This is a genomic window from Mammaliicoccus sp. JADD-157, from assembly GCF_049310805.1.
GTDB classification, from domain to species: Bacteria; Bacillota; Bacilli; order Staphylococcales; family Staphylococcaceae; genus Mammaliicoccus; species Mammaliicoccus lentus.
Genome location: NZ_JBMOVZ010000003.1, coordinates 455,536 through 480,031, shown reverse-complemented (window position 1 = coordinate 480,031; position 24,496 = coordinate 455,536). Strand labels below are relative to the sequence as shown.

The 24,496-nt window shown below is 33.6% G+C and carries 21 protein-coding genes; 10 read left to right on the top strand and 11 right to left on the bottom strand.

The features are described 5' to 3' along the window. The first annotated feature begins 30 nt into the window (after nucleotides 1-30). Nucleotides 31-1,449: a sodium:solute symporter family protein gene (locus ACO6VN_RS11380; protein WP_017000439.1), complete on the top strand. Its 1,419-nt coding sequence runs from the start codon at nucleotides 31-33 to the stop codon at nucleotides 1,447-1,449. Between the two features lie 65 nt (nucleotides 1,450-1,514). Here the strand turns inward: ACO6VN_RS11380 and ACO6VN_RS11375 are convergent, their stop codons facing one another. From ACO6VN_RS11375 to ACO6VN_RS11340, 8 genes are all read right to left on the bottom strand, one after another. Further along, nucleotides 1,515-2,123 carry a class I SAM-dependent methyltransferase gene (locus tag ACO6VN_RS11375; protein ID WP_422404688.1) on the bottom strand — a complete coding sequence of 203 codons (609 nt, stop codon included), beginning with the start codon at nucleotides 2,121-2,123 and terminating at the stop codon, nucleotides 1,515-1,517. A 170-nt stretch (nucleotides 2,124-2,293) separates the two neighbouring features. Next, the gene (locus tag ACO6VN_RS11370) at nucleotides 2,294-3,136 is read right to left on the bottom strand and encodes an urease accessory protein UreD (RefSeq protein WP_194200306.1); all 843 of its coding nucleotides are present in this window, start codon (nucleotides 3,134-3,136) and stop codon (nucleotides 2,294-2,296) included. Beyond that, nucleotides 3,136-3,750: an urease accessory protein UreG gene (ureG, locus tag ACO6VN_RS11365; protein WP_422404687.1), complete on the bottom strand. Its 615-nt coding sequence runs from the start codon at nucleotides 3,748-3,750 to the stop codon at nucleotides 3,136-3,138. The genes ACO6VN_RS11370 and ureG overlap by 1 nt, the downstream gene beginning before the upstream one ends. A gap of 11 nt (nucleotides 3,751-3,761) precedes the next feature. Next, nucleotides 3,762-4,451 carry an urease accessory protein UreF gene (locus ACO6VN_RS11360; protein WP_216683491.1) on the bottom strand — a complete coding sequence of 230 codons (690 nt, stop codon included), beginning with the start codon at nucleotides 4,449-4,451 and terminating at the stop codon, nucleotides 3,762-3,764. Beyond that, on the bottom strand, nucleotides 4,444-4,896 hold the full coding sequence (ureE, locus tag ACO6VN_RS11355; RefSeq protein ID WP_017000434.1) for an urease accessory protein UreE: 453 nt from the start codon (nucleotides 4,894-4,896) through the stop codon (nucleotides 4,444-4,446). The genes ACO6VN_RS11360 and ureE overlap by 8 nt, the downstream gene beginning before the upstream one ends. 11 nt (nucleotides 4,897-4,907) lie before the next feature. Further along, nucleotides 4,908-6,623 carry an urease subunit alpha gene (ureC, locus tag ACO6VN_RS11350; RefSeq protein WP_017000433.1) on the bottom strand — a complete coding sequence of 572 codons (1,716 nt, stop codon included), beginning with the start codon at nucleotides 6,621-6,623 and terminating at the stop codon, nucleotides 4,908-4,910. Beyond that, nucleotides 6,620-7,033, bottom strand: coding sequence for an urease subunit beta (locus ACO6VN_RS11345; protein WP_194200581.1), 414 nt, complete (start codon nucleotides 7,031-7,033; stop codon nucleotides 6,620-6,622). Before ACO6VN_RS11345 ends, ureC begins: the two co-directional genes overlap by 4 nt. Nucleotides 7,034-7,046: 13 nt before the next feature. After that, the gene (locus ACO6VN_RS11340; RefSeq protein WP_017000431.1) at nucleotides 7,047-7,349 is read right to left on the bottom strand and encodes an urease subunit gamma; all 303 of its coding nucleotides are present in this window, start codon (nucleotides 7,347-7,349) and stop codon (nucleotides 7,047-7,049) included. A 453-nt stretch (nucleotides 7,350-7,802) separates the two neighbouring features. Here ACO6VN_RS11340 and nikA point away from each other — a divergent pair, with 453 nt between their 5' ends. From nikA to ACO6VN_RS11315, 5 genes are read left to right on the top strand one after another with little or no spacing between them, the layout of a single operon-like run. Beyond that, nucleotides 7,803-9,281, top strand: a complete 1,479-nt coding sequence (gene nikA, locus ACO6VN_RS11335; protein ID WP_194200307.1) for a nickel ABC transporter substrate-binding protein — start codon at nucleotides 7,803-7,805, stop codon at nucleotides 9,279-9,281. Continuing rightward, complete coding sequence (nikB, locus tag ACO6VN_RS11330; RefSeq protein ID WP_147640513.1) at nucleotides 9,278-10,255, top strand: nickel ABC transporter permease; 978 nt, start codon at nucleotides 9,278-9,280, stop codon at nucleotides 10,253-10,255. The genes nikA and nikB overlap by 4 nt, the downstream gene beginning before the upstream one ends. Next, nucleotides 10,255-11,076, top strand: coding sequence for a nickel transporter permease (gene nikC, locus ACO6VN_RS11325; RefSeq protein WP_194200308.1), 822 nt, complete (start codon nucleotides 10,255-10,257; stop codon nucleotides 11,074-11,076). The genes nikB and nikC overlap by 1 nt, the downstream gene beginning before the upstream one ends. Further along, on the top strand, nucleotides 11,069-11,848 hold the full coding sequence (locus tag ACO6VN_RS11320; protein ID WP_017000427.1) for an ATP-binding cassette domain-containing protein: 780 nt from the start codon (nucleotides 11,069-11,071) through the stop codon (nucleotides 11,846-11,848). The genes nikC and ACO6VN_RS11320 overlap by 8 nt, the downstream gene beginning before the upstream one ends. Then, nucleotides 11,841-12,530: an ATP-binding cassette domain-containing protein gene (locus ACO6VN_RS11315; RefSeq protein ID WP_422404686.1), complete on the top strand. Its 690-nt coding sequence runs from the start codon at nucleotides 11,841-11,843 to the stop codon at nucleotides 12,528-12,530. The genes ACO6VN_RS11320 and ACO6VN_RS11315 overlap by 8 nt, the downstream gene beginning before the upstream one ends. Nucleotides 12,531-12,675: 145 nt before the next feature. Here the strand turns inward: ACO6VN_RS11315 and ACO6VN_RS11310 are convergent, their stop codons facing one another. Then, nucleotides 12,676-13,458: a MurR/RpiR family transcriptional regulator gene (locus ACO6VN_RS11310; RefSeq protein WP_017000425.1), complete on the bottom strand. Its 783-nt coding sequence runs from the start codon at nucleotides 13,456-13,458 to the stop codon at nucleotides 12,676-12,678. A 116-nt stretch (nucleotides 13,459-13,574) separates the two neighbouring features. Between ACO6VN_RS11310 and pfkB the strand changes: the two genes are divergently transcribed. Genes pfkB through lacD form a run of 3 tightly spaced genes read left to right on the top strand, consistent with a single transcriptional unit; the run spans nucleotide 13,575 to nucleotide 17,373 of the window. Further along, nucleotides 13,575-14,504, top strand: coding sequence for a 1-phosphofructokinase (gene pfkB, locus ACO6VN_RS11305; protein WP_017000424.1), 930 nt, complete (start codon nucleotides 13,575-13,577; stop codon nucleotides 14,502-14,504). 11 nt (nucleotides 14,505-14,515) lie between these two features. Continuing rightward, nucleotides 14,516-16,438 carry a fructose-specific PTS transporter subunit EIIC gene (locus ACO6VN_RS11300; protein ID WP_017000423.1) on the top strand — a complete coding sequence of 641 codons (1,923 nt, stop codon included), beginning with the start codon at nucleotides 14,516-14,518 and terminating at the stop codon, nucleotides 16,436-16,438. Further along, nucleotides 16,438-17,373 carry a tagatose-bisphosphate aldolase gene (lacD, locus tag ACO6VN_RS11295; protein WP_017000422.1) on the top strand — a complete coding sequence of 312 codons (936 nt, stop codon included), beginning with the start codon at nucleotides 16,438-16,440 and terminating at the stop codon, nucleotides 17,371-17,373. Before ACO6VN_RS11300 ends, lacD begins: the two co-directional genes overlap by 1 nt. A 283-nt stretch (nucleotides 17,374-17,656) precedes the next feature. Here lacD and ACO6VN_RS11290 read toward each other — a convergent pair whose 3' ends face one another. Both ACO6VN_RS11290 and ACO6VN_RS11285 read right to left on the bottom strand, forming a co-directional pair. Then, nucleotides 17,657-20,788, bottom strand: coding sequence for a YhgE/Pip family protein (locus ACO6VN_RS11290; RefSeq protein WP_422404685.1), 3,132 nt, complete (start codon nucleotides 20,786-20,788; stop codon nucleotides 17,657-17,659). A gap of 274 nt (nucleotides 20,789-21,062) precedes the next feature. After that, entirely contained in the window at nucleotides 21,063-22,529 is a 1,467-nt protein-coding gene (locus ACO6VN_RS11285; RefSeq protein ID WP_194200312.1) for an aldehyde dehydrogenase family protein, read from the bottom strand. 268 nt (nucleotides 22,530-22,797) lie between these two features. On the opposite strand from ACO6VN_RS11285, the gene ACO6VN_RS11280 reads away from it, so the two are divergent. After that, complete coding sequence (locus ACO6VN_RS11280; protein WP_194200313.1) at nucleotides 22,798-24,477, top strand: thiamine pyrophosphate-binding protein; 1,680 nt, start codon at nucleotides 22,798-22,800, stop codon at nucleotides 24,475-24,477. Nucleotides 24,478-24,496 lie beyond the last annotated feature (19 nt).

The following is a 24,496-nucleotide window of genomic DNA, read 5'->3' as shown; positions in this document are numbered from 1 at the left end:
AAAACATCATATTTACGAGGTGGTATTGTAGTGTTTAATAACAATGAACAATTTGTTCTAGGTTTTATAATCATAATTTATTTTGTGTTTTTACTAATCATGTCTTTATACATAAAGCGAAATATAAAAACATACGATGACTATAATATGGCGAGTAGAACTGTATCAGTCATCCCATTGATTTTAACATTTGTTGGTACAGGTGTAGGTGGTGCTACATTGTTAGGGTATATGGAAAATGGATATACGTTAGGTATGGGCCAGCAATGGATACATATTACGATGATAAGTGCCGTTATCATTCTTGCATTATTCTTCTTAAAGCGTATTAGATTATTAGGTGAAAAATATAACATGGTAACGATAGGTGATTACACTGCGCTTCGATATGGTGAATCTGCACGTATTCCTACTGTTATCAGTTTCTTATTTGCTTATTGTGCGATGACAGGTATGCAATTTGTCGCTATTGCTTCTATTTTAAATTTAACATTAGGACTAAATATGACAGTTGGTATCATTCTAGGTTGGGTCTTGCTGACAATCAAAACTTATCTCGGTGGTTTGAAAGCTGTCATTTGGCAAGATGTTATTCAAGGTACGATACTTACGGTTGGTATTATCGTGTTGTTCTTTGTGGTTATATATTATTCAGGTGGTTGGAGCGAAGTTCAAGCTAACGCTATTAACCAGAATCAAAATGATATGTTAGATTTTCTTAATATTACACCAAATGAAATTTTAATTTATCTTTTAACATTAGCTTTTTATCAGTTTATTAGACAAGATGTTTGGCAACGTATTTGGGCAGCTAAGAATTTAAAAACTGCGAGAAATGGTTACTGGATTTCAATGATTATTGCGGTGATATTAGGCGCGATGACAGTTTTAATCGGTGTATACAGTAAATTTGGTTTGAATCTCGATATAACTGAGACACCATTAGTTTATTATCATGTGATTCAAGAAGTCTTCCCGTTTCCTTTAGTAGTCGTTATGATTATGGTGTTACTAGCAGCTGTTATATCTAGTGCAGATTCGTTCTTCATTGCAGGTGCTTCATCTATTGCTAACGACATTATTAAACCAAATGTCAAAATCTCTAGTCAAAAGAAAATGTTGTTATATAGTAAGATATCAGTGTTAATAGTTTCTGTTATTTCTTTGATATTATCACTTATGATTCCTGGATTAGTAAACCTTATGGTAACAGGTACTGCGATGTCAGTATCAGGTTTATTAGCGCCAGTTGTTTTCGGCTTATTCTGGCAAAGACCTACAAAAATCGCCGGGAATATTTCGATGTGGAGTGGACTTGGATCAGCCGTTATTTGGCAAATACTTGGTCATCCGTTTGGGATTCATCCAATTTTAGTTGGATTACCACTTTCAATTATTATGTTATTGGTTGTTACATTTTTAAGTAAGAAAGATGAAGCAACAATTTAATTATATGATTAAAGCAAAACATTATAAAAAAGAATCTGGACGTTTATCCAGATTCTTTTTTTATATTATATTTTCTCTAGATGCCCTTGAATAATAGAGCCTGTGCCTGTATGTTTAGAACCTTCATTGCGGTCAATTTCACTTTTTTCTAATTTATGAATTTTTACAGGTAGGTGGCCTAAGTAGTTTTTGATTTCATCAATATCATATAGCATTGATTCATCTTTTGGGCCACCAGTGCCATAAGTTAATTGTTCAGTTGAATAGAACTCAAAGTAACTATGGCCACCTGTAACTAACGGTTGAATAAGATTATTAAACATTCCTTGTTTACCTTCATTAGGTACGTGTCCAAAAATGTTAATACTATAATCAAAAGATGCTTGGGGAATTAAATCAGATTGTGTGATATCACCATATATTGCTTCTATATCTACATTATATTCTTCTGCTAATTTATATTGTTTGTTAATACCGATTCGTGACATATCATAAGTTGTCACATCATAACCTAACTTAGCAAGGTAGATTGCATTACGGCCTTCACCTTCAGCTAGGAGAACGACTTTTTCATGTTTAGTAGTTGGTGTTTGAAATATATTTTGAACAAATGCGTTAGCTTCTTTACCATAAATATAATCATTTGAATCAAATTTATCATCCCAATGATTCATTTTAAAACCTCCTTTTCCCAGGAAATAATATACGTGCACTTCAGGGAACTAATTTTTACTTTAACATATGACCTATAAAATCCCCGAAGTATACACTCGGTAAATCATCATTTATTAATTAGAAAAGCACCAATCCATTGTTAATTCACGGATTGGTGCTTTAAATTCGATTAATATTTTCTTAAGAAATCGACATCTCTATCGAAAATTTGATTAACAACATACTTTTGTACTGCATTTAAAATGCGTTCGATTACTTGAGTTTTATTCGATAATATACGAATACTAAAGCCATGTGTTGGTATTTGAGTAATACCGAAGCGGCAGTCATATTCTTGTTGGAAGTGTTTGATTTGTTCGTATACATCATCAATGAAGTGTTGATTTACTTCAGGATTGATGAAATAGCATGAACCTAGATGTGTATAGTTTTCCATATATCCTAATCCATCTACTTTATTTTTAGACGGATCTAACAACATATTATCGAAAGTTACGAGTTCATCATCAACATAAATTTCATTTAATAAGTGCATGTAAGTGTAGGTGAAGTCTTTGTCTTCTTTTGAATAACCTGGCGTCAAAATATCTGTATAAAATAATGACGCATTAGCGCTCAGGTTGAATTTATTATGTTGGAAGAACTTAGCATTTTCAAACGCAATAATTGGATCGCCTACGTATTCTATATAACCATTATCTTTAACTGTAAAGTTCTGATATTGTTCGACATGATCGTTTAAAGTTTTGTAGATTTTTGTTGCGCCTTGTGACGTTAAAATAACGCTAGCATCTTTTTCTGCAGTAAAATCCATCTTATAGCGGTCACCATCTAAATAACCGCCACCCACATTCACAATATAGAAAGTAGGGATATTCGAACCATTTAAGTAGACTGGTCGTATGACTTTTAAAGCTTTTTCAAAAAAGATGTCACGCGCGACTGATTTTTCACCGCTTTTAAAAACGGTTAAATCTAATTGACCAGTCCATTTTTGTTTTGAATCAGGCATTAAGCTAAACCTTTAAGTAAGACATCTTTGTCTATCCATTCAAGAACTTTATCTAGGCCTTCATCAGTTTTCAGGTTAGTAAATACGAATGGACGATCGCCACGGAATGTTTTTGTATCTTCTGCCATGCGGTCTAAAGATGCACCAACATATGGAGCTAAATCTGTTTTGTTGATAACAAAGAAGTCTGATTTAATCATGCCTTGTCCACCTTTACGAGGGATTTTTTCCCCTTGAGCAACGTCGATAATGTAAATTGAAAAATCAACAAGCTCTGGACTGAAAGTTGCAGCTAGATTGTCTCCGCCTGATTCGATGAAAAGAAGTTCAATGTCCTCGTGACGTTCTTTTAATTCATCGATTGCAGCAAAGTTCATAGATGCGTCTTCACGAATCGCTGTATGTGGACAACCACCAGTTTCAACACCGATAATACGGTCTGCAGGTAATACACCTGAGTTAACTAAGATTTTTTCGTCTTCTTTTGTATAAATATCATTGGTAATAACACCAATGCTCATGTCTTTTGCCAATTGTTTTACTATTTTTTCAATAAGTTGCGTTTTCCCTGCACCTACAGGGCCGCCGATACCTATTTTAACTGTCTCTGTCATATAATACCCTCCTAAGATATGAAAATTCTTACATTTACATTTTCATGTTCCATCTGGTTAATTTCTAAACCAGGTGCAGTGATACCTAATTGCGACTCATCTAGTGTCATAATATGATTTCTAGTATCTTTCATGAAAGGAATCATACCATGGACAATTCTTTGACCGGCAGTTTGTCCTAAAGGAATTGCACGTACTGCGTTTTGTGTTAAACTCGATACGTTTTGATATAGGTAATAATCTATTATCGTTTCTATATCGACACCTAAATGGTGACCGAGCATAGTAAAGCCAATTGCTGGATGCAATTTTGCTTTTTTATTTTTATTTTGAGTTTGGTACCACTTAACCCATTCACTATCATATAGTTCAGCTGCAAGCTTGACCATGCGATTGCCCATTTGTTTTGAGCCAACTCTTGTTTCTTTAGGCAGAGTTTGAACGAAAAGCACTTTATCTAAGTATAAAATCTTTTCAGTATCATTTTCGTTAAGCGCCTCATAAACAAGACGCATCGTTAAGCCGTCAGCATAAGTTAATTGTTCATTTAAAAACAACACAAGCCATTGTTTAAACGTTTCTTCATCGTGAACCGTGTCACGCTGTATATACGTTTCAAGTCCAAATGAGTGGCTGAACGCACCAGTTGGAAATTGAGAATCACAAAACTGAAACAGGCGTAAATGTGCATGATCAATCATGTGAATGTCCTATATGTCTGAATGCTTGATTGACTTTACGGTCTTCATGACTATAAGGAATACCTAAGTCTTTAAGTAAAGCCTCTACTAAATAGTCATATTGAACAAGCATTTCATTCTCTGTAAATTGTGCAGGTAAATGTCTATTACCTAGTTGATGCGCAATATCGCCCATTTCTTGTAACGTACGTGGCTTGATTACTAATAAATCTTCTGAATTTACATCTACGATAATCATGTTTGTATCGTCTTGATATAAAATATCTCCGTACTGCAAATCAATTGGTTGTTTCAAGCGAATGCCAATTTCATTACCATGATCTGTAGTTACGCGTTGAATACGTTTAACTAAATCAGAATTTTCAAGGTAAACTTTTTCAACATGTTTGTTTCTTTCAGCTTCTGAAAGATTTGCGATATTACCTTTAATTTCTTCGATGATCATACTTTATCCTCCTAGAATAAGAAGTAACGTTGTGTTAATGGTAATTCAGTAGCTGGTTCGCTTGTTATTTTTTCACCATCAACAAATACTTCATAAGTTTGCGGATCTACATCTAATTTAGGTGTAGCGCTATTATTTTTCATATCTGCTTTAGTTAAATTTCTAATATTTTTAACTGGTCTTAATTTACGTTTTAAGCCCAATGTTCTACCGATGTCGTTTTCATAAGCGATTGAAGAAACGAAAGTGATTGATGTACTTTGCAAGTTACCACCTAATTGAGCATACATATTACGGTATTTAAGTGGTTCAGATGTTGGAATAGATCCATTAGCATCACCGTTAATTGCAGTACTAATCATACCACCTTTAATCACGACATCTGGTTTAACACCGAAGAATGCAGGTTCCCACATAATGATATCTGCAAGTTTACCTTCATCGATTGAACCAACGTATTCAGAAAGACCATGTGTGATTGCTGGGTTAATTGTATATTTAGCAATATAACGTTTAATACGGTTATTATCGTTATATTCGCTATCTCCTTCTAGAGGACCGCGTTGTTCTTTCATGCGGTGAGCAACTTGCCATGTACGAGAAACAACTTCGCCGACACGACCCATTGCTTGAGAGTCGGAACTTACCATACTGAATACACCCAAGTCATGTAAAACGTCTTCTGCTGCAATTGTTTCTTTACGAATACGAGAATCAGCAAAAGCAATGTCTTCTGGGATAGCAGCATTAAGATGATGAGTGATCATAACCATGTCTAAATGCTCGTCTATTGTGTTATGTGTATATGGTAATGTTGGGTTTGTAGATGATGGTAAGATGTTTGAGAATGCAGCTGATTTGATTAAGTCAGGCGCGTGACCACCACCAGCACCTTCAGTGTGATACATGTGTAGTACTCGATCTTTAACTGCATCCATTGTTTCTTCCATAAAGCCAGCTTCATTTAATGTATCTGCGTGTAACGCAACTTGAACATCATATTCATCTGCTACACGTAAAGAATGATCTAAAGCTGAAGGTGTTGCACCCCAGTCTTCATGGACTTTAAGACCGATTACACCAGCATGTATTTGTTCAACTAATGCTGTATGATTTACTGCTTGACCTTTACCAGTGAACCCAACGTTTAAAGGAATAGATTCTGCTGCTTCAAGCATGCGGTGAATATACCAAGGTCCAGCAGTTACAGTTGTCGCTTTTGAACCTTCAGAAGGACCAGCACCTCCACCGATTAATGTAGTAGTACCACTTTCTAGTGCTACGTGAGACTGCTCGGGGTTTACGAAGTGAACGTGTGTATCAATTGCACCAGCAGTTATAATTTTACCTTCTGCTGCAATAACATCCGTTGATGCACCGATAATAATATCGACATTATCCATAATGTCAGGGTTACCAGCTTTACCAATTTTCATAATATAACCGTTTTTAATCCCCACGTCTCCTTTGATTACTTTGTCATAATCAAGGATAAGTGCGTTTGTAATAACTAAATCGGCTACTTTCTTGTCATCTCTTGTTACATTTGGGTTTTGAGCCATACCATCTCTGATTGACTTACCTCCACCAAATGAAGCTTCATCGCCATAAGCGGCATAATCTTTTTCAACTCTTGCGAATAAATTTGTATCACCGAGTCTTACTGAATCACCGACAGTTGGACCATAAAGACTCGTATATTGAGATTGCGTCATTTTAAAACTCATCTGTTATACCCACTTTCTTTATTAGCATTTTCTTCTGGTAATTCAGAAGCGTCGATAATTTGTGTGTCTTCTGTATCGTGTTTTGGTTTGAATACACGAGATTCGTCTATAGGTCCATTGATTTTGCCATGGAAACCATAAATTTGACGTTTACCACGATATTCTACTAATTGTATTTCTTTTTCATCTCCTGGTTCAAAACGAACAGCAGCACCTGCAGGAATATCTAAACGTTTCCCATATGATAATTTACGATCGAAGTCTAATGCAGGGTTTGCTTCATAAAAATGATAATGAGAACCAACTTGCACAGGACGATCCCCTGTATTTTTAACCGTAATTATTGTGGCATCTAAGCCTTTGTTAACATCAATTTCTGTACGTTTAACAATAATTTCTCCTGGTTTCATCATGAATCCTCCTTTAAACGATTGGATGATGTACTGTAATCAATTTAGTACCGTCCGGGAAGGTTGCTTCAATTTCTAAGTCTTTTATCATGTCAGCAACACCTTCCATCACATCATCTTCACTTAATATTTGTCTTCCGTAGCTCATTAATTCTGCAACGGATTTTCCGTCTCTTGCGCCTTCTAGCAATTCGAAACTAATAATTGCTACTGCTTCAGGATAATTTAATTTTAATCCTCTTTTTTGGCGTTTACGTGCTAAATCGGCGGCAATGACTAGCATTAATTTATCTTGCTCACGTTGTGTAAAATGCACGATTTTCACTACCTTTCCACATAATAATTGTCAGTCTAACACATAAGTGCTATTACAACTCAATAATAAAGGTAAAGGTGCATAACTACAAGAGTTACACATTGGAAACAATAAAAATTTAGAAGAAATTTACTTTTTAAATAATTATATGCTTTAAATTCTAGATTCTTTAATTTATCATTACTTATATTGGGGATATAAAGATTTAAATACATAAAGAAGTCGTTTCAGATTTATAAATGAAAAGAAAAAATTTTAAAGTTAAAATAGTCATTATATTACTTTCTCTTCGGTGTTTTGTGGAGTGTTCTGATTGAAAAATATGTCTAAGAACTTTAATATTAATAAGAATATTTATCACTAAAAGTATGAGAGAATAGAAAATGATTAATAACGTATTAAGGAATAAATTATAAATTATAATTTATATTAATTTTGAAATGAGGTATGTACATGAAGAAATTTATCGCGGTATTGGCTTCTACAGCAGTTATATTAGCGGGTTGTGGCGGTTCTGGAAGCCAGTCTAAAGGAAAGACATTAGATGTAGAGTTACCATTAAAGACAACATCAATTGCACCATATGAAACAGATGTTCCAGTTAAAATCGGAGCAGCAGAATCATTATTTAAAGCTACAGCTGATGGAGAAGTTCAGAAATTATTAGTTAAATCTTATAAACAAACATCATCAACACAATTAGATTTAACATTAAAGGACGATATTAAATTCCAAAATGGCAAGAAAGTGACTGGAGAAGCAGTCAAAGCAAGCTTGGAAGAAAGTATGAAAAAAAGTGATTTAGTAAAAGGATCACTACCTATTAAAAATATAAAAGCTGATGGTCAAAAAGTATCGATTACGACAAAAGATGCTTATCCTGAATTAATATCAGAATTGGCTAGTCCTTTCTCAGCAATTTATGATACAAAAGCTGAAGGTGATATAAATAAAACACCTGTCGGAACCGGGCCGTATCAAATAAAATCTTATAAACAATCGCAAAAAATTCAATTAGATCGAAATAAAGATTATTGGCAAGGTAAACCTAAACTGGATCATATCAATGTTACATACCAAGAAGATGGTAACGTACGAACAAGTGACTTAGATTCAGGTAAAGCTGATGTGATTACAGATGTGCCAGTTGAAAAAGTAAAATCGTTGAAAAACAATGATAAAACAAAAGTTTCAGCTGTATCTGGTTTTAGAACTGGGTTAGTGTTGTATAACCATACAAGCGATAAAATGACAAAACCTGTACGTGAAGCGTTAGATAAAGCGATAGATCGTAAAGGTATCACTGATAGCGTATCAAAAGGCCATGCCAAACCAGCTACTGGACCTTTCAATACTAAATTAGACTTTATTAAAGATAAGAGCGTACAAAAGCAAGATATAGAAGCAGCTAAGAAATTAATGGAAAAAGAAGGATACACGAAAGAAAATCCATTGAAACTGACAGTTTCTACTTACAACGGGCGACCTGAACTACCTAAATTAGCACAAGTTATTCAATCAGATGCTAAAAAAGCGAATATTGATATTACAATACGTAACGTGGACGACATTCTAGGTTATTTAAAAGATCAAAGTCAATGGGACGCCTCACTTTATAGTTTTGGCACTATTCCAAGAGGTGATACTGGTTATTTCTTTAATCAAGCTTATAAACCTGAAGGCGCAATCAATGACGGCGGTTATAACAATAAAAAAGTAACTTCTTTAATCGATGAATTAAATAAAACGGTAGATAGAGATGAACGTAATCGTATTACAAATGAAATCATTGATATTACAAGTGGTGACATAGCAAACAGTTATATTTCATACAATGACAACATTGTTGGTATGAATAAAGATGTAGAAAACTTAAAAGCTACGCCTGAGGGCATTTATCTTATTGATTATAAGGTAGATATCAAACAATGATATTAAAAAATATACTTTCTAGAATTGGACAAATGATCATCGTATTATTTGTCCTTTCTACTATCACTTTTATATTAATGAAATTCACGCCAGGCGACCCTATTGATAAAGTCTTACATTTAGATGTAGCGAATGTTTCAAGTGAACAAATAGAAGAAACAAAAGCAAGATTAGGATTAGATCAGTCTCCTGTAGTTCAATACTTTCAGTGGCTGGGCCAAATCGTTCAATTAAATTTCGGAACGAGTTACCAAACAGGAGAGCCAGTAATCAATGAATTGATTTTTTATACGCCTCCAACTGCATTTATAGCGATATTAACAATCATTATAGTGTTTATAGTTGCCGTTCCTTCAGGAATAGTTGCAGCTAAATACTATCACACATGGGTAGACACTTTTATTCGATCAGTCACTTCATTGACTGTGAGTATCCCATCATTCTTCTTAGGGACGATATTAATCTATTTATTTGCACAAAAACTTAATCTATTACCATCATCTGGTTTAGACTCGATGGCAGGGTATATTATGCCTGTCATAGCGCTAAGTGTAAGTATGAGCGCATACTATGTAAGATTGATGCGTTCAAATTTAGTAGAACTGTATAATTCTAAAGAAGTAGAAGCGGCGAGGTTAAGAGGGATGTCAGAACGATATATTCTATGGAAAGATTTATTTAAGCCAGCGATTATTCCCGTAATTACTGTACTAGGTATGTCTGTAGGCAGTTTAATCGGTGGAACAGTTGTTATTGAAAACTTATTTGGCATTCCAGGTATAGGTTATTTCCTCGTAGATAGCATTAGAGCAAGAGATTATCCAGTAGTACAAGGTGTAGTAATCATGATTGGTTTCTTTGTAGTACTTGCTAATACTGTTAGTGACTTACTGCTCTTATGGTTGGACCCGAAACGTCGATATAATAAAAGTAGCCGTTCAAACAAGCGTAATAGTCAGGACGGTGAAATATAATGAAACGTATAAATAAACAAAATTTGATATTTTATATATTTATAATTTATTTACTGATACTTGTTGTAGCTCAATTCTTTGCTTCAACGGATAGTGCACTTGAAGTAAACCTTGGTAGTACTTTGGAGCTTCCAAGTATGTCGCATTGGTTAGGTACTGATGATTACGGTAGAGACTTATTATCAAGAGTCATAATAGGTGCTAGATATACATTGATTATCAGTTTAATCACTTTACTTATAACAGTTGTTATTGGCGTGCCACTTGGTCTTTTAGCTGGTTATAAAAAAGGCATTGTCGATACGGTGATTATGAGAATTATTGATGTCGGTTTAAGCATTCCTGAATTTGTATTGATGATAGCTTTAGCAAGTTTCTTTAAACCGAGTATTTGGAACTTGGTTATAGCGATTACCATTATAAAATGGATGACTTATACAAGGCTTACACGTTCAATTGTAAGTAGTGAAATAGGTAAGCCTTACATCCAAATGGCAAAGCTATTCAATGTGCCAACACGTACTATTATTTTTCAGCATTTTTTACCACAAGTCACACCTTCAATTATCGTCTTGATGACAGTTGATTTTGGTAAAATTATCTTATATATATCATCACTATCTTTCTTAGGTTTAGGTGCACAACCACCTTCTCCAGAGTGGGGAGCAATGCTTAATGCAGGCAGAGACTATATTAGTTCATATCCGTTATTATTACTCGTACCAGCATTTTTAATCACTTTAACAATTTTATTGTTCAATTTAGCTGGTGATGCATTGCGAGATAAATTATTAAAAGGAAAGCATGATGCCGATGGTTAACATTTTAGAAATATCTAACTTAACAATAAAAGATAGTGCTGGAGAATCACTTGTACAACATCTTGATTTGGCGTTACGTAAAAGTAAAGTTAACGTTTTAGTAGGTGAAAGTGGATCTGGTAAGAGTTTGACTGCAAAAGCACTTGTACAACAAGTACCAAAATCATTAGAAACACATTTTGATACATTGAAATACAAAGATGAATCAGTGACGGACATGCGTAAATTACTAGGAAAAGAAATAGGGTTTATATCCCAAGATTATACTCACAGCTTTAATGATCATACTAAATTAGGTAAACAGCTCGTTGCTATTTATAGAATGCATTATAAAGTCGATAAAACAGTGGCCAATAAATATGTAAAGCAGGCGCTTGGATGGGTTGATTTAGATCCAGAGCAAATTTTGAAGCGGTATAGATTTAGTTTGTCAGGGGGACAACTTGCAAGAGTGCAGATTGCGAGTGTCTTGATGTTAAACCCAAGTTTAATCATTGCAGACGAACCAACATCCTCTTTAGACGCTATAACGGGATATAATGTGATGAATTTAATTAAGCATTTAGCCGAAGTACATCAAGTGACGTTATTAATGATTACGCATAATTTATCACACGTACTTGATTTTAGTGATTGGATCAATGTTATCCAAAACGGAAAATTAGTCGATTCAAATCACGTTCAAGCTTTTAAAGATGAAAATGTAAAACCATATAGTCTTGAGCTATTTAATGCACGTAGTCAATTAAGAAAGGGTGAAACGCATGATTGAAATGAAACATGTTAACTTTGCGTATAAACAAACACCCGTTTTACAAGATATTAATCTAACAATTAAACCAGATGAAAAAGTTGGAATAGTCGGTGAAAGTGGTTCTGGGAAGACAACATTAGCACATATAATGTTAGGACTATTAAAAAATTATCAAGGTGATTATTCAACAAATGGTTTAAGTATGTTGCCAATATTCCAACACGCATATAATAGTTTTAATCCAAAATTTAAAATTAAAACATCATTAGAAGAACCTATAAGATACTATAAAAACATCCAATCAGAAACAGTCCGTGAACGTCTAGAAACATTGATGACATATATGCAATTAGACGAAAAACTATTAGAGCGATTTCCAGACGAACTAAGCGGTGGCCAATTACAAAGATTTAATACAATACGCACATTAATGTTAGAACCAGACATGCTAGTATGCGATGAAATTACAGCAAGCCTAGATGTAATAGCAGAACAAAGAATGATTAAAGTTCTAAAAGCCTATTACGAACAAACAAATAAAGGCATGCTTATGATTTCACACGACATAGCCTTCTTAAATCAATTCGTAGATCGTATTATCGTTATGAAAGAAGGAGAAATACTAGACGACTTTAAAATAGAACAACTATTTAACGAAGAACGACATCAATATACAAAACAGCTACTTTCTATATATTAGAAAGTAGCTGTTTTTTAGTGGTTTTAGAAAGTGCTGACGCCCGGGGGAATAGTATGAGTGAGAGACTACAGGCTCGAACCATACCCATAGGCAAGCATGCACTTTCAAGATTAATATTATAAATAAAATCGCCCAATCCAGTAGTTTATATCTGCCCATTTCTTATTACGTATGCATCAAGCAATACACGTGCTAACACTTGCAATGGCAGTCTCGAACGCACTTCGTAATCCGGAATAAATGTCTTGTCAGACTTAAATCCTAGCAAATTGATATCACATAGGTTATAAAGGCGACTATTTTTATTCGTTGTTAAACAGATAGTTTTGACATTATTTTGTTTACATATTTCAGCAGCTTGAATAAGTTCATCTGTCTCACCATTTAATGATACAAATATCACTAAATCATCTTCATCAAATGACTTTGACTTTATCTTTATAATATTAGGATCATTATGTTCTTCAGCATGTTTATTCAAAAGTTGAAGTTTAATTGTCATTTCATTTGAAATATGTTCTGAAAAACCACGCGCTAAAATGTTTATTTTTTTACTGTATTTAATCGCTGAAATTGCATCTTCTATAATTGTGTAATTCAAGTAGCGGACCGTTTTATCAACTTCTTCTTGGTTTTTAACAATTGCTGTTTGAATTTGTGAGTCCATATGTTCGAAATGTTTCATGGGTTCAGAAAATTTATGACTATCCTCAGCAACCATCTGATACTTAAAATCCGTAAAACCATTATAACCAAGCTTTTTCATGCATCTTACAATAGTTGAAGTCGATACATTAGCATTATCACTTAATTTTACGATTGAAATATCTAATGATTCTAAATAATGTTTTTCGATATAATCGGTCAAATATTTATCACTATCGCTTAATTTATCGTAATGGTACTGTACACGTTGTTGAAAATTCATAATTAACCTCCACGCGAAAAACTTTTCATTATAAATTTACTATATCACAGAAAGTGTAAACATTTTCATCAATCTACATGTAACAATGGAAAAAAGGCAAGTGGAGGTAAATTAAAATGATTTATACATGCACTTTAAACACAGCGATTGATATGTTTGTCGAGATGGAAGATTTTTATCCAGATATTGTAAACAGAAGTTTGTACGATGAAGTTCAAGCAAATGGAAAAGGTGTAAACATTTCAATCATGTTAAGAAAATTAAATACTAACTCTATTGCTACAGGATTTGTAGGTGGTTTTAGTGGCAAATTTATTGAAGATGAATTATTAGAAATGGGTATCAATACTGATTTTGTTAAAGTTGAAGGTAATACACGCATAAATGTATTTCTTAAATCTAATCAAGGTGAATATAAAATCGTTAACAGTGGTCCAAAAATTCAAGAAACACAAAAAGAATTATTGTTGGATAAATTAAAATCACTAAATGAACAGGATACATTATTTGTATCAGGTAGTTTACCAAGAGGGTTGAATGGAAATGTTTTATTGGATATAGGCAAATTATCGGGACAACAAAAATTTAATTTGGTCTTGGATATCAGTCATCCAGTTTTAAAAGAACTTATGCATTATAAACCATATTTAATTAAACCAAATGATGACGAACTACAATCATTATTTCCAGAATTAAATATGACTAAAAACACAGATATTATAAAGGCTGCTAAAGAACTTATTACACAAGGCTGCCAAAATGTTTTAGTATCTGTTGGTGCTAGAGGTGCATACTTTGTAAATGATGAAGAAGTAATTCATTGTACAGCACCAGAAGGTAAGGTTGTAAACACAGCATGTTCTGGCGATGCGATGCTTGCTAGTTTCTTTGAAGAATACATGCAATCAAAGAGCGCTAAAAAAGCTATTAAAAAAGCAGTTGCTATCGGCTCATCTACAGCTTTTAGTACTGGTCTTAGTGATTTAAAGGATATCAATAATTTAATGGGGGAAGTTCAAGTTAGCAATATTAACGTTACGAATTAAGGAGGCTAATTATGAAATATCAATTTTTAGGGGTAACAGGATGTCCAACTGGAATTGCACATACGTTTATGGCAGCTGAAGCTTTGGAGAATGCTGCAGAATCAAAAGGTGTGTCGATAAAAGTAGAAACTCATGGTCAGCGTGGTATAGAAAATCAATTTACTCAAGAAGATATTGATAATGCAGAAGTGATAATTATCGCTGCAGATAAAAATGTTGATAGTAACAGATTTGCCGGCAAAAAGGTTATTAACGTTTCAGTATCAAAAGGTATTAAACAGCCAGATGCATTACTTAATCAAGCAATTAGCGGAGATGTTAGCGTTTTTCAAACATCTGGCCAATATGAAGGACAACAAGAAAAGCAGGGAAATGAAAACACTAGTTTTTGGCATAAAATTTATGTGCATTTGATGAATGGTGTTTCTCACATGTTACCTATCATTGTAGCTGGTGGTGTCATGATGGCAGTATCACTAATGTTTGGTATTTATTCTGCTGATCCGAAGTCAGAACAATATAATGTTTTTGCTGAACAAATGCATACTATTGGTGAAATAGCTATGGGACTAATGGTACCAATTCTAAGTGCGTACATAGCACAATCCATTGGAAATAGACCAGGGCTTGTTATTGGTTTTATTACAGGTATGGTAGCAGATCATAATGGTACAGGCTTCTTAGGAGGTATAGTTTCTGGTTTCTTAGCAGGAGCTGTTATTGTTTTACTTCAAAAAGCGTTGCAGAAATTACCAAAATCATTAGATGGATTAAAATCTATATTTATTTTACCGGTGCTCGGTATATTTATTGCTGGTTTTATTATGTGGTATTTATCGGTCCCGATGGAAATTATAAACAAAACAATGATGAGCTTTTTATCTGGATTCCAAGATTCTAGTCCAATCATATTAGGACTAATAGTAGGTATTATGTGTGCTGCTGATATGGGTGGGCCAATTAACAAAGCAGCATATGTTACTGGTACAGCATTATTAGCACAAGGTAATCACTTGTTTATGGCTGGAGTTTCTGCTGCATGTATTGTTCCACCATTAGCGACAGGTTTTTCTGTCCTATTTGGTAAGAGATATTATGCTAATACGGAGAGAAGTGCAGGGTATGTTAACTTCTTGCTTGGTTCTACTCATATAACAGAGGGAGCGATTCCATTTGCAGCTAAACGGCCATTAACTATTATACCGATACTTATGCTTGGTTCATCTATTGCCGCAATTATCACATACGTGCTCAAAGTTGAAGTGCCCGCACCACATGGTGGTTTTATTGTTTTACCTGTAGTTACGCATCCAATATTTTGGGTAGTAGCTATCTTGATAGGATCGATTGTAGCAGGTGTATTAATGGCTATAGAACAAAAACGACATATTCTTAAGTCACAGACGATTGATGCGAATAAAAATAATGGTGTGTTTGGTAGCGCTGATAATAAAGAAAAACATAAGTCACATGATGAAGAAGTAAATGTAAGTATTATAGAGCCTTCTCAAGTCTTTTTAAATCAAAATATACAGAATAAAAATGAAGTTCTGAAATTCATAGCAAACCAAGGGGTTAAATTAGGTTTAACAAATGAATCTGAAAGTATATTAAATGGGTTAAAAAATCGAGAATATGAGAGCAGCACCGGTATGGAAAATGGAGTAGCTATTCCACATGTAGCTAATGAAAATGTTGTATCTCCTAGTCTCGTTATTGTTCGATTAAATCAAGGGATTGATTGGGATGCTATGGACGGTGGTCTAACCGATTTTGTAATCAGTATTCTTGTTCCAAGAGGAAGCGGTGATAAACACCTTGAAATATTATCTCAATTATCAAGAAAGCTTATGAATGAAAATTATATTAATGAACTTAAAAATGCTCAATCTGCTGAAAAAGTAACTGAATTAATACAAGGAGGTATTTCATAATGAAAGATTTAGAAAAACTCACAAATGATAAAGGTGTAATTACAGCACTTGCAATTGATCAAAGAGGTGCACTTAAAAGAATGCTAGGTGAAAGAACAACGTACGAAGCAATTTCTGAATTTAAAACGCTTGTGTCAGAAGAATTAACACCTTTTGCATCAAGTATATTACTCGATCCTGAATATGGATTAAATGCAGCATATAATCGGGATGAAAACTGTGGGTTAATTTTAGCATATGAACAAACAGGATATGATAAACAAGAGCCAGGCAGACGTCCAGATTTAATTCCTAATTGCTCAGTGAAAAATTTGAAAGAACAAGGTGCAGACGGCATCAAATTGCTAATTTATGTCGATGTTGATGAAGTAGATGGAATTAACCAAGAAAAAGAAGCATTTGTAGAGCGTGTTGGAAGTGAATGTAATGCTGAAGATATTCCATTCTTTTTAGAAATACTAACATATGATGATAATATTGGTGATGAAAAAAGTAAAGAATTTGCTAAAGTTAAGCCCCATAAAGTTATTGACGCTATGAAGAGATATAGCGAAGATAGATTTAATGTCGATGTATTAAAAGTTGAAGTGCCAGTGAATATGAACTTTGTTGAGGGATATACTGAAAATGAATATTTACATTCGGAAGAAGAAGCGAGTGAATATTTCAAAGCACAGTCTGAAGCAACTGACCTTCCATTTATTTTCTTGAGTGCGGGAGTAACACCATATTTATTTCAAGAGACATTAAAATTTGCCAATGAATCAGGGTCTACTTTCAATGGTGTGTTATGTGGTAGAGCGACTTGGAGTGGAGCAACGAATGTTTATAGTGATGATAGTAAGAAAGCAAAAAAATGGTTAACAGAAACTGGGGTTAGCAATATTAATAATTTAAATGATTTAGTGAATTTGGTGGCGACTCCAATTAAGTGAAACTAGCAAAAATTTAAATACTAGACGACTTTAAAATAGAACAACTATTTAACGAAGAACGCCATCAATATACAAAACAGCTACTTTCTATATATTAGAAAGTAGCTGTTTTTTAGTGGTTTTAGAAAGTGCTGACGCCCGGGGGAATAGTATGAGTGAGAGACTACAGGCTCGAACCATACCCCTAGGCAAGCATGCACTTTCAAGATTAATATTATAAATAAAGTCGCCCAATCCAGTAGTTAATTTCTAGGGATTGGGCGACTAATTTTGATATATGAAGTTATTCCATTAAATAACTATCTTCAGCTCGTTTACTTGTTTTGTTTTTCCATGGATCCAGTATCGGTTTAACGATAAATCCTATTGTGAATATAACGACTCCAAATAATACTAGGAATATTATATTATAAATTAAAATTTCTGGTACTACACCACCAACCGCTTCTCTTAATGCATCTACAGCATAAGTAAATGGTAAGAATGGGTGTATTGCCTGGAAGAATTTTGGTGTAACTTGTATAGGGAATGTTCCACCGCCTCCTGCAATTTGTAATACCATTATAACGATTGCTAAAGCTTTACCAACGTTACCGAATAGAGATACTAATGTATATACTATGCTGATAAACACTATAGAAACGAGTACAGATAGTAATATAAATAATAGTCTATTATCAATAGCGGCGCCTAAGATAAACATATCTCCTAGTGACACGATGATTGATTGCATAACACCTATAATTATGAATATAAAGCTCTTTCCAACGAATGTTTGTCTTAATGAATACTTATTCTTAATTTCTGGATTTTTAATATCTGTCGTTAATAAGTTAGATAATAGTAAAGCACCTACCCAAATAGCTAAAGATGTATAGAAAGGTGTACTAGCTGTTCCGTAGTTAGGAACACTAAATAACGATTCTTCTTTTAATTCTATTGGATGTGCGATAATATCTGCTTGTTTCTTCAAATCATTTTTCAATAATTTTATAAGTTCATGAACAGTATCATCTTCATCTATTTCTCTAACTTTGTTCGCAGCTTTCTTAATATCTTTTTCAATACCTGGTAAATCATTTCGTGCAAATTCTGCTAAGTCATGAATTTCTTTTTGTGCTTCTGGCAAGTTGTCATCTACTAATTGAACAGCGCGATCGTATTTATCAATCATTGCTGGTAAATCATTATTTGAAAACTGTGCTAAATTTTCTACTTCTGATTGAACGTTTGGCAGTTCATTTTCAACGTAATAAGCACCTTTACCTACTTGTTCTTTAAATTTAGGGAAGTTTGTCTGTGCAACTTCATTAATGTTATTAAACTTTCTTTCAAGTTCTGGCAATTCATTATTAATGCTTACTAATAAATCGTGCCCATTTTGTAATGAGCTTTTCCCAGTTTGAATGACATTTTCTACCATGTTCATTGAACTTCTGATAGTCGAGATATCGTCGATACCTTTATTTAACGCTTGATCAATTTGATTGACGCCTTCCATTAAGGTAGTTTTAAAATCACTGCTCGTATATTTCATTAAATTATCTAAAGATAGTAAATTAGAATCTATTAATTTATCTAATGCCAATACTTCTTCTTTTCCAGATTTACCGTCATTTAAAGCGTTAATAAGGTTGCTTTGGCCATTAATTACACTTTGTAAATCTTTGTTAGCTGATTCAAATTGTGAAATTGCTTTTGAAGTATCAATACCTTCAGATTTCTTAAGTTCATTTAAAATATCAATCATTGAATTATTAAATTCTACACCTTGTTTTAATCGTGATTGATTATTTTTCACAGTATCTGCAAGTTGTTTGCTGTCTTGACTCATCAATATACTTTGATTGATTGACTGCATACTTTCTAAATCTTTTTTATTCATTGTTGCTTGTTCATTGCTGTAGTCTGCTAGCGCTGTTAATGATTCGCTAAGTGCTGATTTCATTTCTTTTAATTCTTGATCATTTAATACTTCTTTAGAAGATTGATTGTTGTCTGGATTGTCTTCTTTATTAGCGTTTTCTCCATCTTCATCGTAAGCTTGTTGAGTTGTTACGATGTTATTTTCATTTTCGTTCTCTTCAGTTGATTCTGTTTCTTCTTTTGAAGCGTCTGATTTCTCTTTATTATTTTCTTGCTCCTCAGCACTTTGATCAGTATTATTATCTTCTTCGTTTTGTTCTTCTGATTGCTCTTTAGGTTGTTCTTCAGTTTTATTTTCTTCTTTGTTATTATCTTCGTTTTCTTTATTATTATCTTCGTTTTCTTTATTACTATCTTGTTGCTCTTTGATTTGATTATCTTTAGGTTCTTCTTTATTTGGATCTGATTGTTCTTTGTTATCTTTATTATCTTTGTCTTCTTCTGATTTCAATTTTTCGTTAGCTTTTTCAGTTTTTTCCTGAGCTTTTTTAGCATCTTCTTCATACTTATCCAATTTATTATTTAATTCAGGCAAGTATTGTTCTGCTTTATTGATAGCCGTTAATGCTTTTTCAGATGCTTCAATACCTTGAGGAACACCTTTATTTATTTTAGGAAATTGCTCTTGTACTTTATTAGCTTTTGCTAATGCACTTTCAATTTCAGGCATTTTAGCATTAAGTGCAGTAATTAATTTAGCAGCTTGGTTAATTTCACCCATTTTACTGTTTACTTCATTAATCTTGTCTACACCTTCATTAATATCGCCTTTGTAATTACCAAGCGCTTCGAATTCATCTTTATAATGCGTGATGTCATCTTGATGTTCGTCAATTTCTATTACCTTTTCTTTAAATTCTTCTATTTTAGGAAGATTATCTTCAGCGGTAAATACAGCATTTTTAATTTTACTCATAGTAGGTAATTCATTTTCAATGTCTAAACCGACTTGATTCGCTTCTTTTAATAATGCTTGCGTAGCATTCTCGCCAAATTCTTTATTTAAAGAATCTACAATTGAAGATGCACCAGCGTTTGTCATTTTAGGTGCAATAGCATTTAATTTCTCATTTACTTTGTAATCGATGACTGCTTTCTTTGGTTTTTTATTATATATACTTGTGACTTCTTCAGAAAAAGTCTTATGCAAATATATAGAAGCATAATAATCACCTTTTTCGACACCATTGTCAGCCTTTTTACGATTTACAAATTCCCATCCGAACTTATCGTTTTTCTTTAATTGTTTAACTAATTGGTCACCTACGTTAATATCTTTTCCTTCAACTTTGGCACCTTTATCCTCGTTTACGACCGCAATTTTAATACCTTCAGTATTGTTGTATGGGTCCCATGTAGAACTTAAATTAAACCAAGCATAGAATGATGGCAAAATTGAAAGCCCTAATAATAATATAATTACAAACGGCACACGTCTTATATTTTTAATGTCTTCTATAAAAATTTCAAATGGTTTTTTCAAAAGCACAACTCCTTATTTATTAGTACACGACATGTACTATAATAATCAATACCGTTATCATAACCCATGTTCAAAATCAATTCAATAATATTTTTGCTATATCACTATATTTATTTGGTATTATATAGCTTTAAAAGTGATAGTAATAGGTATATCAGTATATTAAAATAGAATATCTTTCTATTTTATATTTGCGATTTTCAATAGAAAAAGCCTCTTTCAAAGAATGAAGTTTTAATGTCTACTTTGAAAGAGGCTATTTGAAATTGTATTTTATTAATTACTCGCTAAACCAATTTATTTTATTTAATTGCTTACTAATATTGATTTGTTTTACTTCTTGGAAAGATTCTAAACCGTAAGTACCTAACCCTCGACCTATACCAGAATGTTTATAGCCACCCCAAGGATTTTCATTGAAAGCAGTATGGTAATCATTAACCCACGTGATACCTGCTTTTACTTTACGAATAACACGAAGGGCACGCTCTTGATCGTCTGTAAATACAGCACCTGCTAATCCGTATTTTGTATTATTGGCAAGTTGTATTGCTTCAGCTTCAGTTTTGAATTTTTGGAATACAGCGACCGGTCCGAAAATTTCTTCTTGGACTATACGCATTTCTGGTGTAGTATCACCAAATGCTGTAGGAGCGATGAAGTATCCATTTTGATGTTCACCTTCTGTCAATGGATAACCTCCACATAATAGTTTGGCACCTTCATTTTGTCCGATATTAATATAATTTAATATCTTTTCATATTGATCTTTATTAGTAATTGCACCCATTTCTGAATTTTCATCCATACCTGGTCCTACTTTAATTTTGCTTGCGCGCTCAGTAAACTTTTCTACGAATACATCATAAATATTTTCATGTAATAAAATACGTGAACCTGATGTACATACTTGTCCAGCACCCATATAAATACCGTATAGCGCTATATCTACCGCTGCATCAATATTTGTATCTTCAAATATGATATTAGGTGATTTACCACCAAGTTCTAAAGATACATTTTTAAGTGTAGTTGTAGCGTTTCTCATAATATGTTGGCCAGTCTTTGTGCTTCCAGTAAATGAAATCATATCCACATCATCATTAGATGTCATTTCATCTCCGATAATTGCACCATCGCCCATAATCAAGTTTGCAACACCGTCCGGTAGACTAACCGATTCAAATATTTCAAATAAACGATGTAATGTCATTGGTGTGCTTTCTGCTGGCTTTACGACAATCGTATTACCTGCTGCGAGTGCAGGTGCGATTTTCCAAACAGCCATTAAAAGAGGGAAGTTCCAAGGCACAATTAAACTCACTACTCCAACAGGTTCGTGAACAATGAAGCTTTCTGTTTCTTCATTATCAATTGTTTGTTCCTGTGTTTCATTCTGAATTAATTCACTATAATATCTAAAGCAACTTGCTGAATCTTGGACATCATAACGGGATTCTGCTAAAGTTTTTCCATTATTTAAAGTTTCTATTTTAGCAAGTTCATCTTCATGCGCTTCAATTTGATCGGCAATTTTTTCTAAATAATTTGCGCGTGTCTCCACACCTAACTCCGACCAATTTGAAGAATCAAACGCTTGTCTTGCAGCTTTAATCCCATCTTTAGCATCTTGACGTTTCCCTTCTGCAACTTGCGCAAGTACTTCACTTGTCGCTGGATTTATAATTTCTCTAGTTTTTAAACCATCTCGCCAATTTCCATCTATATACATTTGTAATCGTCCCATATTTGCAACCTCCCAAAATGTTGTTCACTATAATACTAGATAAAATTAGTTTTTTTAGCAAATTGCACAAAATCATATATAAGTTCAAAATACTGATATATCTGTAAAATGAGTTGATATAATACATTTTAAAAATATTATTTGTTTAATGCTACAAAAATAAAAGTATGGAAAGTTGAATTAATAATAAACAGTGTTACCATAATATAGTCAGTTTGATTACTAGCTTTTAGATTTTATTAATTATTTTTTAAAAGGGGTTATTAATATGAATAATAAAATTGATTATACAGTTGCAAATGTCATAGTAGATAAATTAATAGAGGCAGATGTTGATACAATTTTTGGGATTGTCAGTATACATAATATGCCGATTTATAATGCGATTGCCCAAGATGGGCGCATCAAGCTTGTTACAGCGCGTGGTGAAAGTGGTGCTGTAAATATGGCAGATGGTTATGCACGTACGAGTGGAAAAATGGGTGTAGTGCTTACAAGTACTGGTGCAGGTGCTGGAAATGGTGCGGGCTCTTTAACAGAATCTTGGAATGCAGAAACACCGCTTTTACATATTACGGGTGAGATTGATTCAAACTATATCGGTAAACATAAACGTTACATTCATGAATGTAAAGATGAGTTGGGCATGATGGAAGCTGCAAGTAAAGCTGCTTATCAATTAGATTCACCATATCAAATTCATGACTTTATGTCTCATGCTATAGAAGAAGCACAAAGTACCCCAACGGGACCAATTACAGCAATTATTCCTACAAATTTACAACATGTGAAACTGCCGAAGCATGAAGTAATAGAAACAGCTACTCAAGTTGAACAACAAGATATTGTGATACCTGAAGAAGTTATAGAAATGATTGTAAATTCGAAAAAACCAATCATTTGGGTAGGTGGCGGTGTAATTAAAGCAGGTGCGACAGACGCTTTACAACACCTTGTAAATAAATTGCAGGCCGCAGTGATTACGAGCGAATCAGGTAAAGGTGCATATCCAGAAACTTCAGATCTATGTTTAGCAAATAATTCAGTACATCCTGAAGTTATAAAATTATTGAAAGAGTCAGATGTTTTAATTACAATCGGAACGCATTTGCGTGGTGAAGATACGCTGAATTGGGAGCTCGAATTACCGCAAACACATATTGATATTAATTCAAACCCAGAACACATCAATAAGAACTATATTGCATCTAAATCAATCATTGGGGATGCAAACACAGTTTTAGAATCATTAAATCATGCACTTAAATCAAAGCATGTACAAATTGATGAAAGTTATGTTAAACAAATTGCTAATATTAAAGCTCAGATGTATAAAGTATTAAGCGATGATGTTTCACCTTACAACCAAATTGCTGAAAGTATGAATCAATTGCTTGCAGATGATGATGTTGTCGTAAGAGATGTCACTGTGCCAGCATACTGGTGGGGCAATCATTTAATTCAATTTACGAAACCTCGCACATCAGTTTATACAGTAGGCGGTGGTATTGGACAAGGTTTGCCATTAGCTATCGGTGCACAAATGGGCACAAAACAACGTCGCGTAGTTAATATGGCTGGTGACGGAGGATTTATGGTCAATGCTGGAGAATTAGCTACACTTGCTGAACAAGATTTACCAGTTATCACTTTGCTATTTAAAGATGGTGGCTACGGTATTTTACGTTATTTACAAAGTGCAGCTTATGATTATAACGAAGGTGTAGACCTTCATACACCAGACTTTAAAATGCTAAGTGAGTCTGTAGGTATACATGCAGAAGTAGTTGAAAATATAGACGAATTCCATAAAACTTTCGAGCACGCACTACAACTTAATAAACCTGCTTTTATTATTGTTGATATGGATAAAGTTGGACCTACAAATGTTCCTTATTCAGAAGATGAAGCTTATATAGAAAGCTTCCGTCCACAAGAAAAGTTCTAAAATACAAGAGTTAAAAACA

What these genes read in the sequence shown, in the direction of transcription:
- ACO6VN_RS11375 (WP_422404688.1), bottom strand. Translation starts at nt 2,123, where the DNA reads ATGAATCATTGGGATGATAAATTTGATTCAAATGATTATATTTATGGT.
- ACO6VN_RS11360 (WP_216683491.1), bottom strand. Translation starts at nt 4,451, where the DNA reads ATGATTGATCATGCACATTTACGCCTGTTTCAGTTTTGTGATTCTCAA.
- ureG (WP_422404687.1), bottom strand. Translation starts at nt 3,750, where the DNA reads ATGACAGAGACAGTTAAAATAGGTATCGGCGGCCCTGTAGGTGCAGGG.
- nikA (WP_194200307.1), top strand. Translation starts at nt 7,803, where the DNA reads ATGAAGAAATTTATCGCGGTATTGGCTTCTACAGCAGTTATATTAGCG.
- ureC (WP_017000433.1), bottom strand. Translation starts at nt 6,623, where the DNA reads ATGAGTTTTAAAATGACGCAATCTCAATATACGAGTCTTTATGGTCCA.
- ACO6VN_RS11285 (WP_194200312.1), bottom strand. Translation starts at nt 22,529, where the DNA reads ATGGGACGATTACAAATGTATATAGATGGAAATTGGCGAGATGGTTTA.
- ACO6VN_RS11300 (WP_017000423.1), top strand. Translation starts at nt 14,516, where the DNA reads ATGAAATATCAATTTTTAGGGGTAACAGGATGTCCAACTGGAATTGCA.
- ACO6VN_RS11345 (WP_194200581.1), bottom strand. Translation starts at nt 7,033, where the DNA reads ATGAAACCAGGAGAAATTATTGTTAAACGTACAGAAATTGATGTTAAC.
- ACO6VN_RS11370 (WP_194200306.1), bottom strand. Translation starts at nt 3,136, where the DNA reads ATGCCTGATTCAAAACAAAAATGGACTGGTCAATTAGATTTAACCGTT.
- nikC (WP_194200308.1), top strand. Translation starts at nt 10,255, where the DNA reads ATGAAACGTATAAATAAACAAAATTTGATATTTTATATATTTATAATT.
- ACO6VN_RS11310 (WP_017000425.1), bottom strand. Translation starts at nt 13,458, where the DNA reads ATGAATTTTCAACAACGTGTACAGTACCATTACGATAAATTAAGCGAT.
- ACO6VN_RS11320 (WP_017000427.1), top strand. Translation starts at nt 11,069, where the DNA reads ATGGTTAACATTTTAGAAATATCTAACTTAACAATAAAAGATAGTGCT.
- lacD (WP_017000422.1), top strand. Translation starts at nt 16,438, where the DNA reads ATGAAAGATTTAGAAAAACTCACAAATGATAAAGGTGTAATTACAGCA.
- ACO6VN_RS11315 (WP_422404686.1), top strand. Translation starts at nt 11,841, where the DNA reads ATGATTGAAATGAAACATGTTAACTTTGCGTATAAACAAACACCCGTT.
- pfkB (WP_017000424.1), top strand. Translation starts at nt 13,575, where the DNA reads ATGATTTATACATGCACTTTAAACACAGCGATTGATATGTTTGTCGAG.
- ureE (WP_017000434.1), bottom strand. Translation starts at nt 4,896, where the DNA reads ATGATCATCGAAGAAATTAAAGGTAATATCGCAAATCTTTCAGAAGCT.
- nikB (WP_147640513.1), top strand. Translation starts at nt 9,278, where the DNA reads ATGATATTAAAAAATATACTTTCTAGAATTGGACAAATGATCATCGTA.
- ACO6VN_RS11280 (WP_194200313.1), top strand. Translation starts at nt 22,798, where the DNA reads ATGAATAATAAAATTGATTATACAGTTGCAAATGTCATAGTAGATAAA.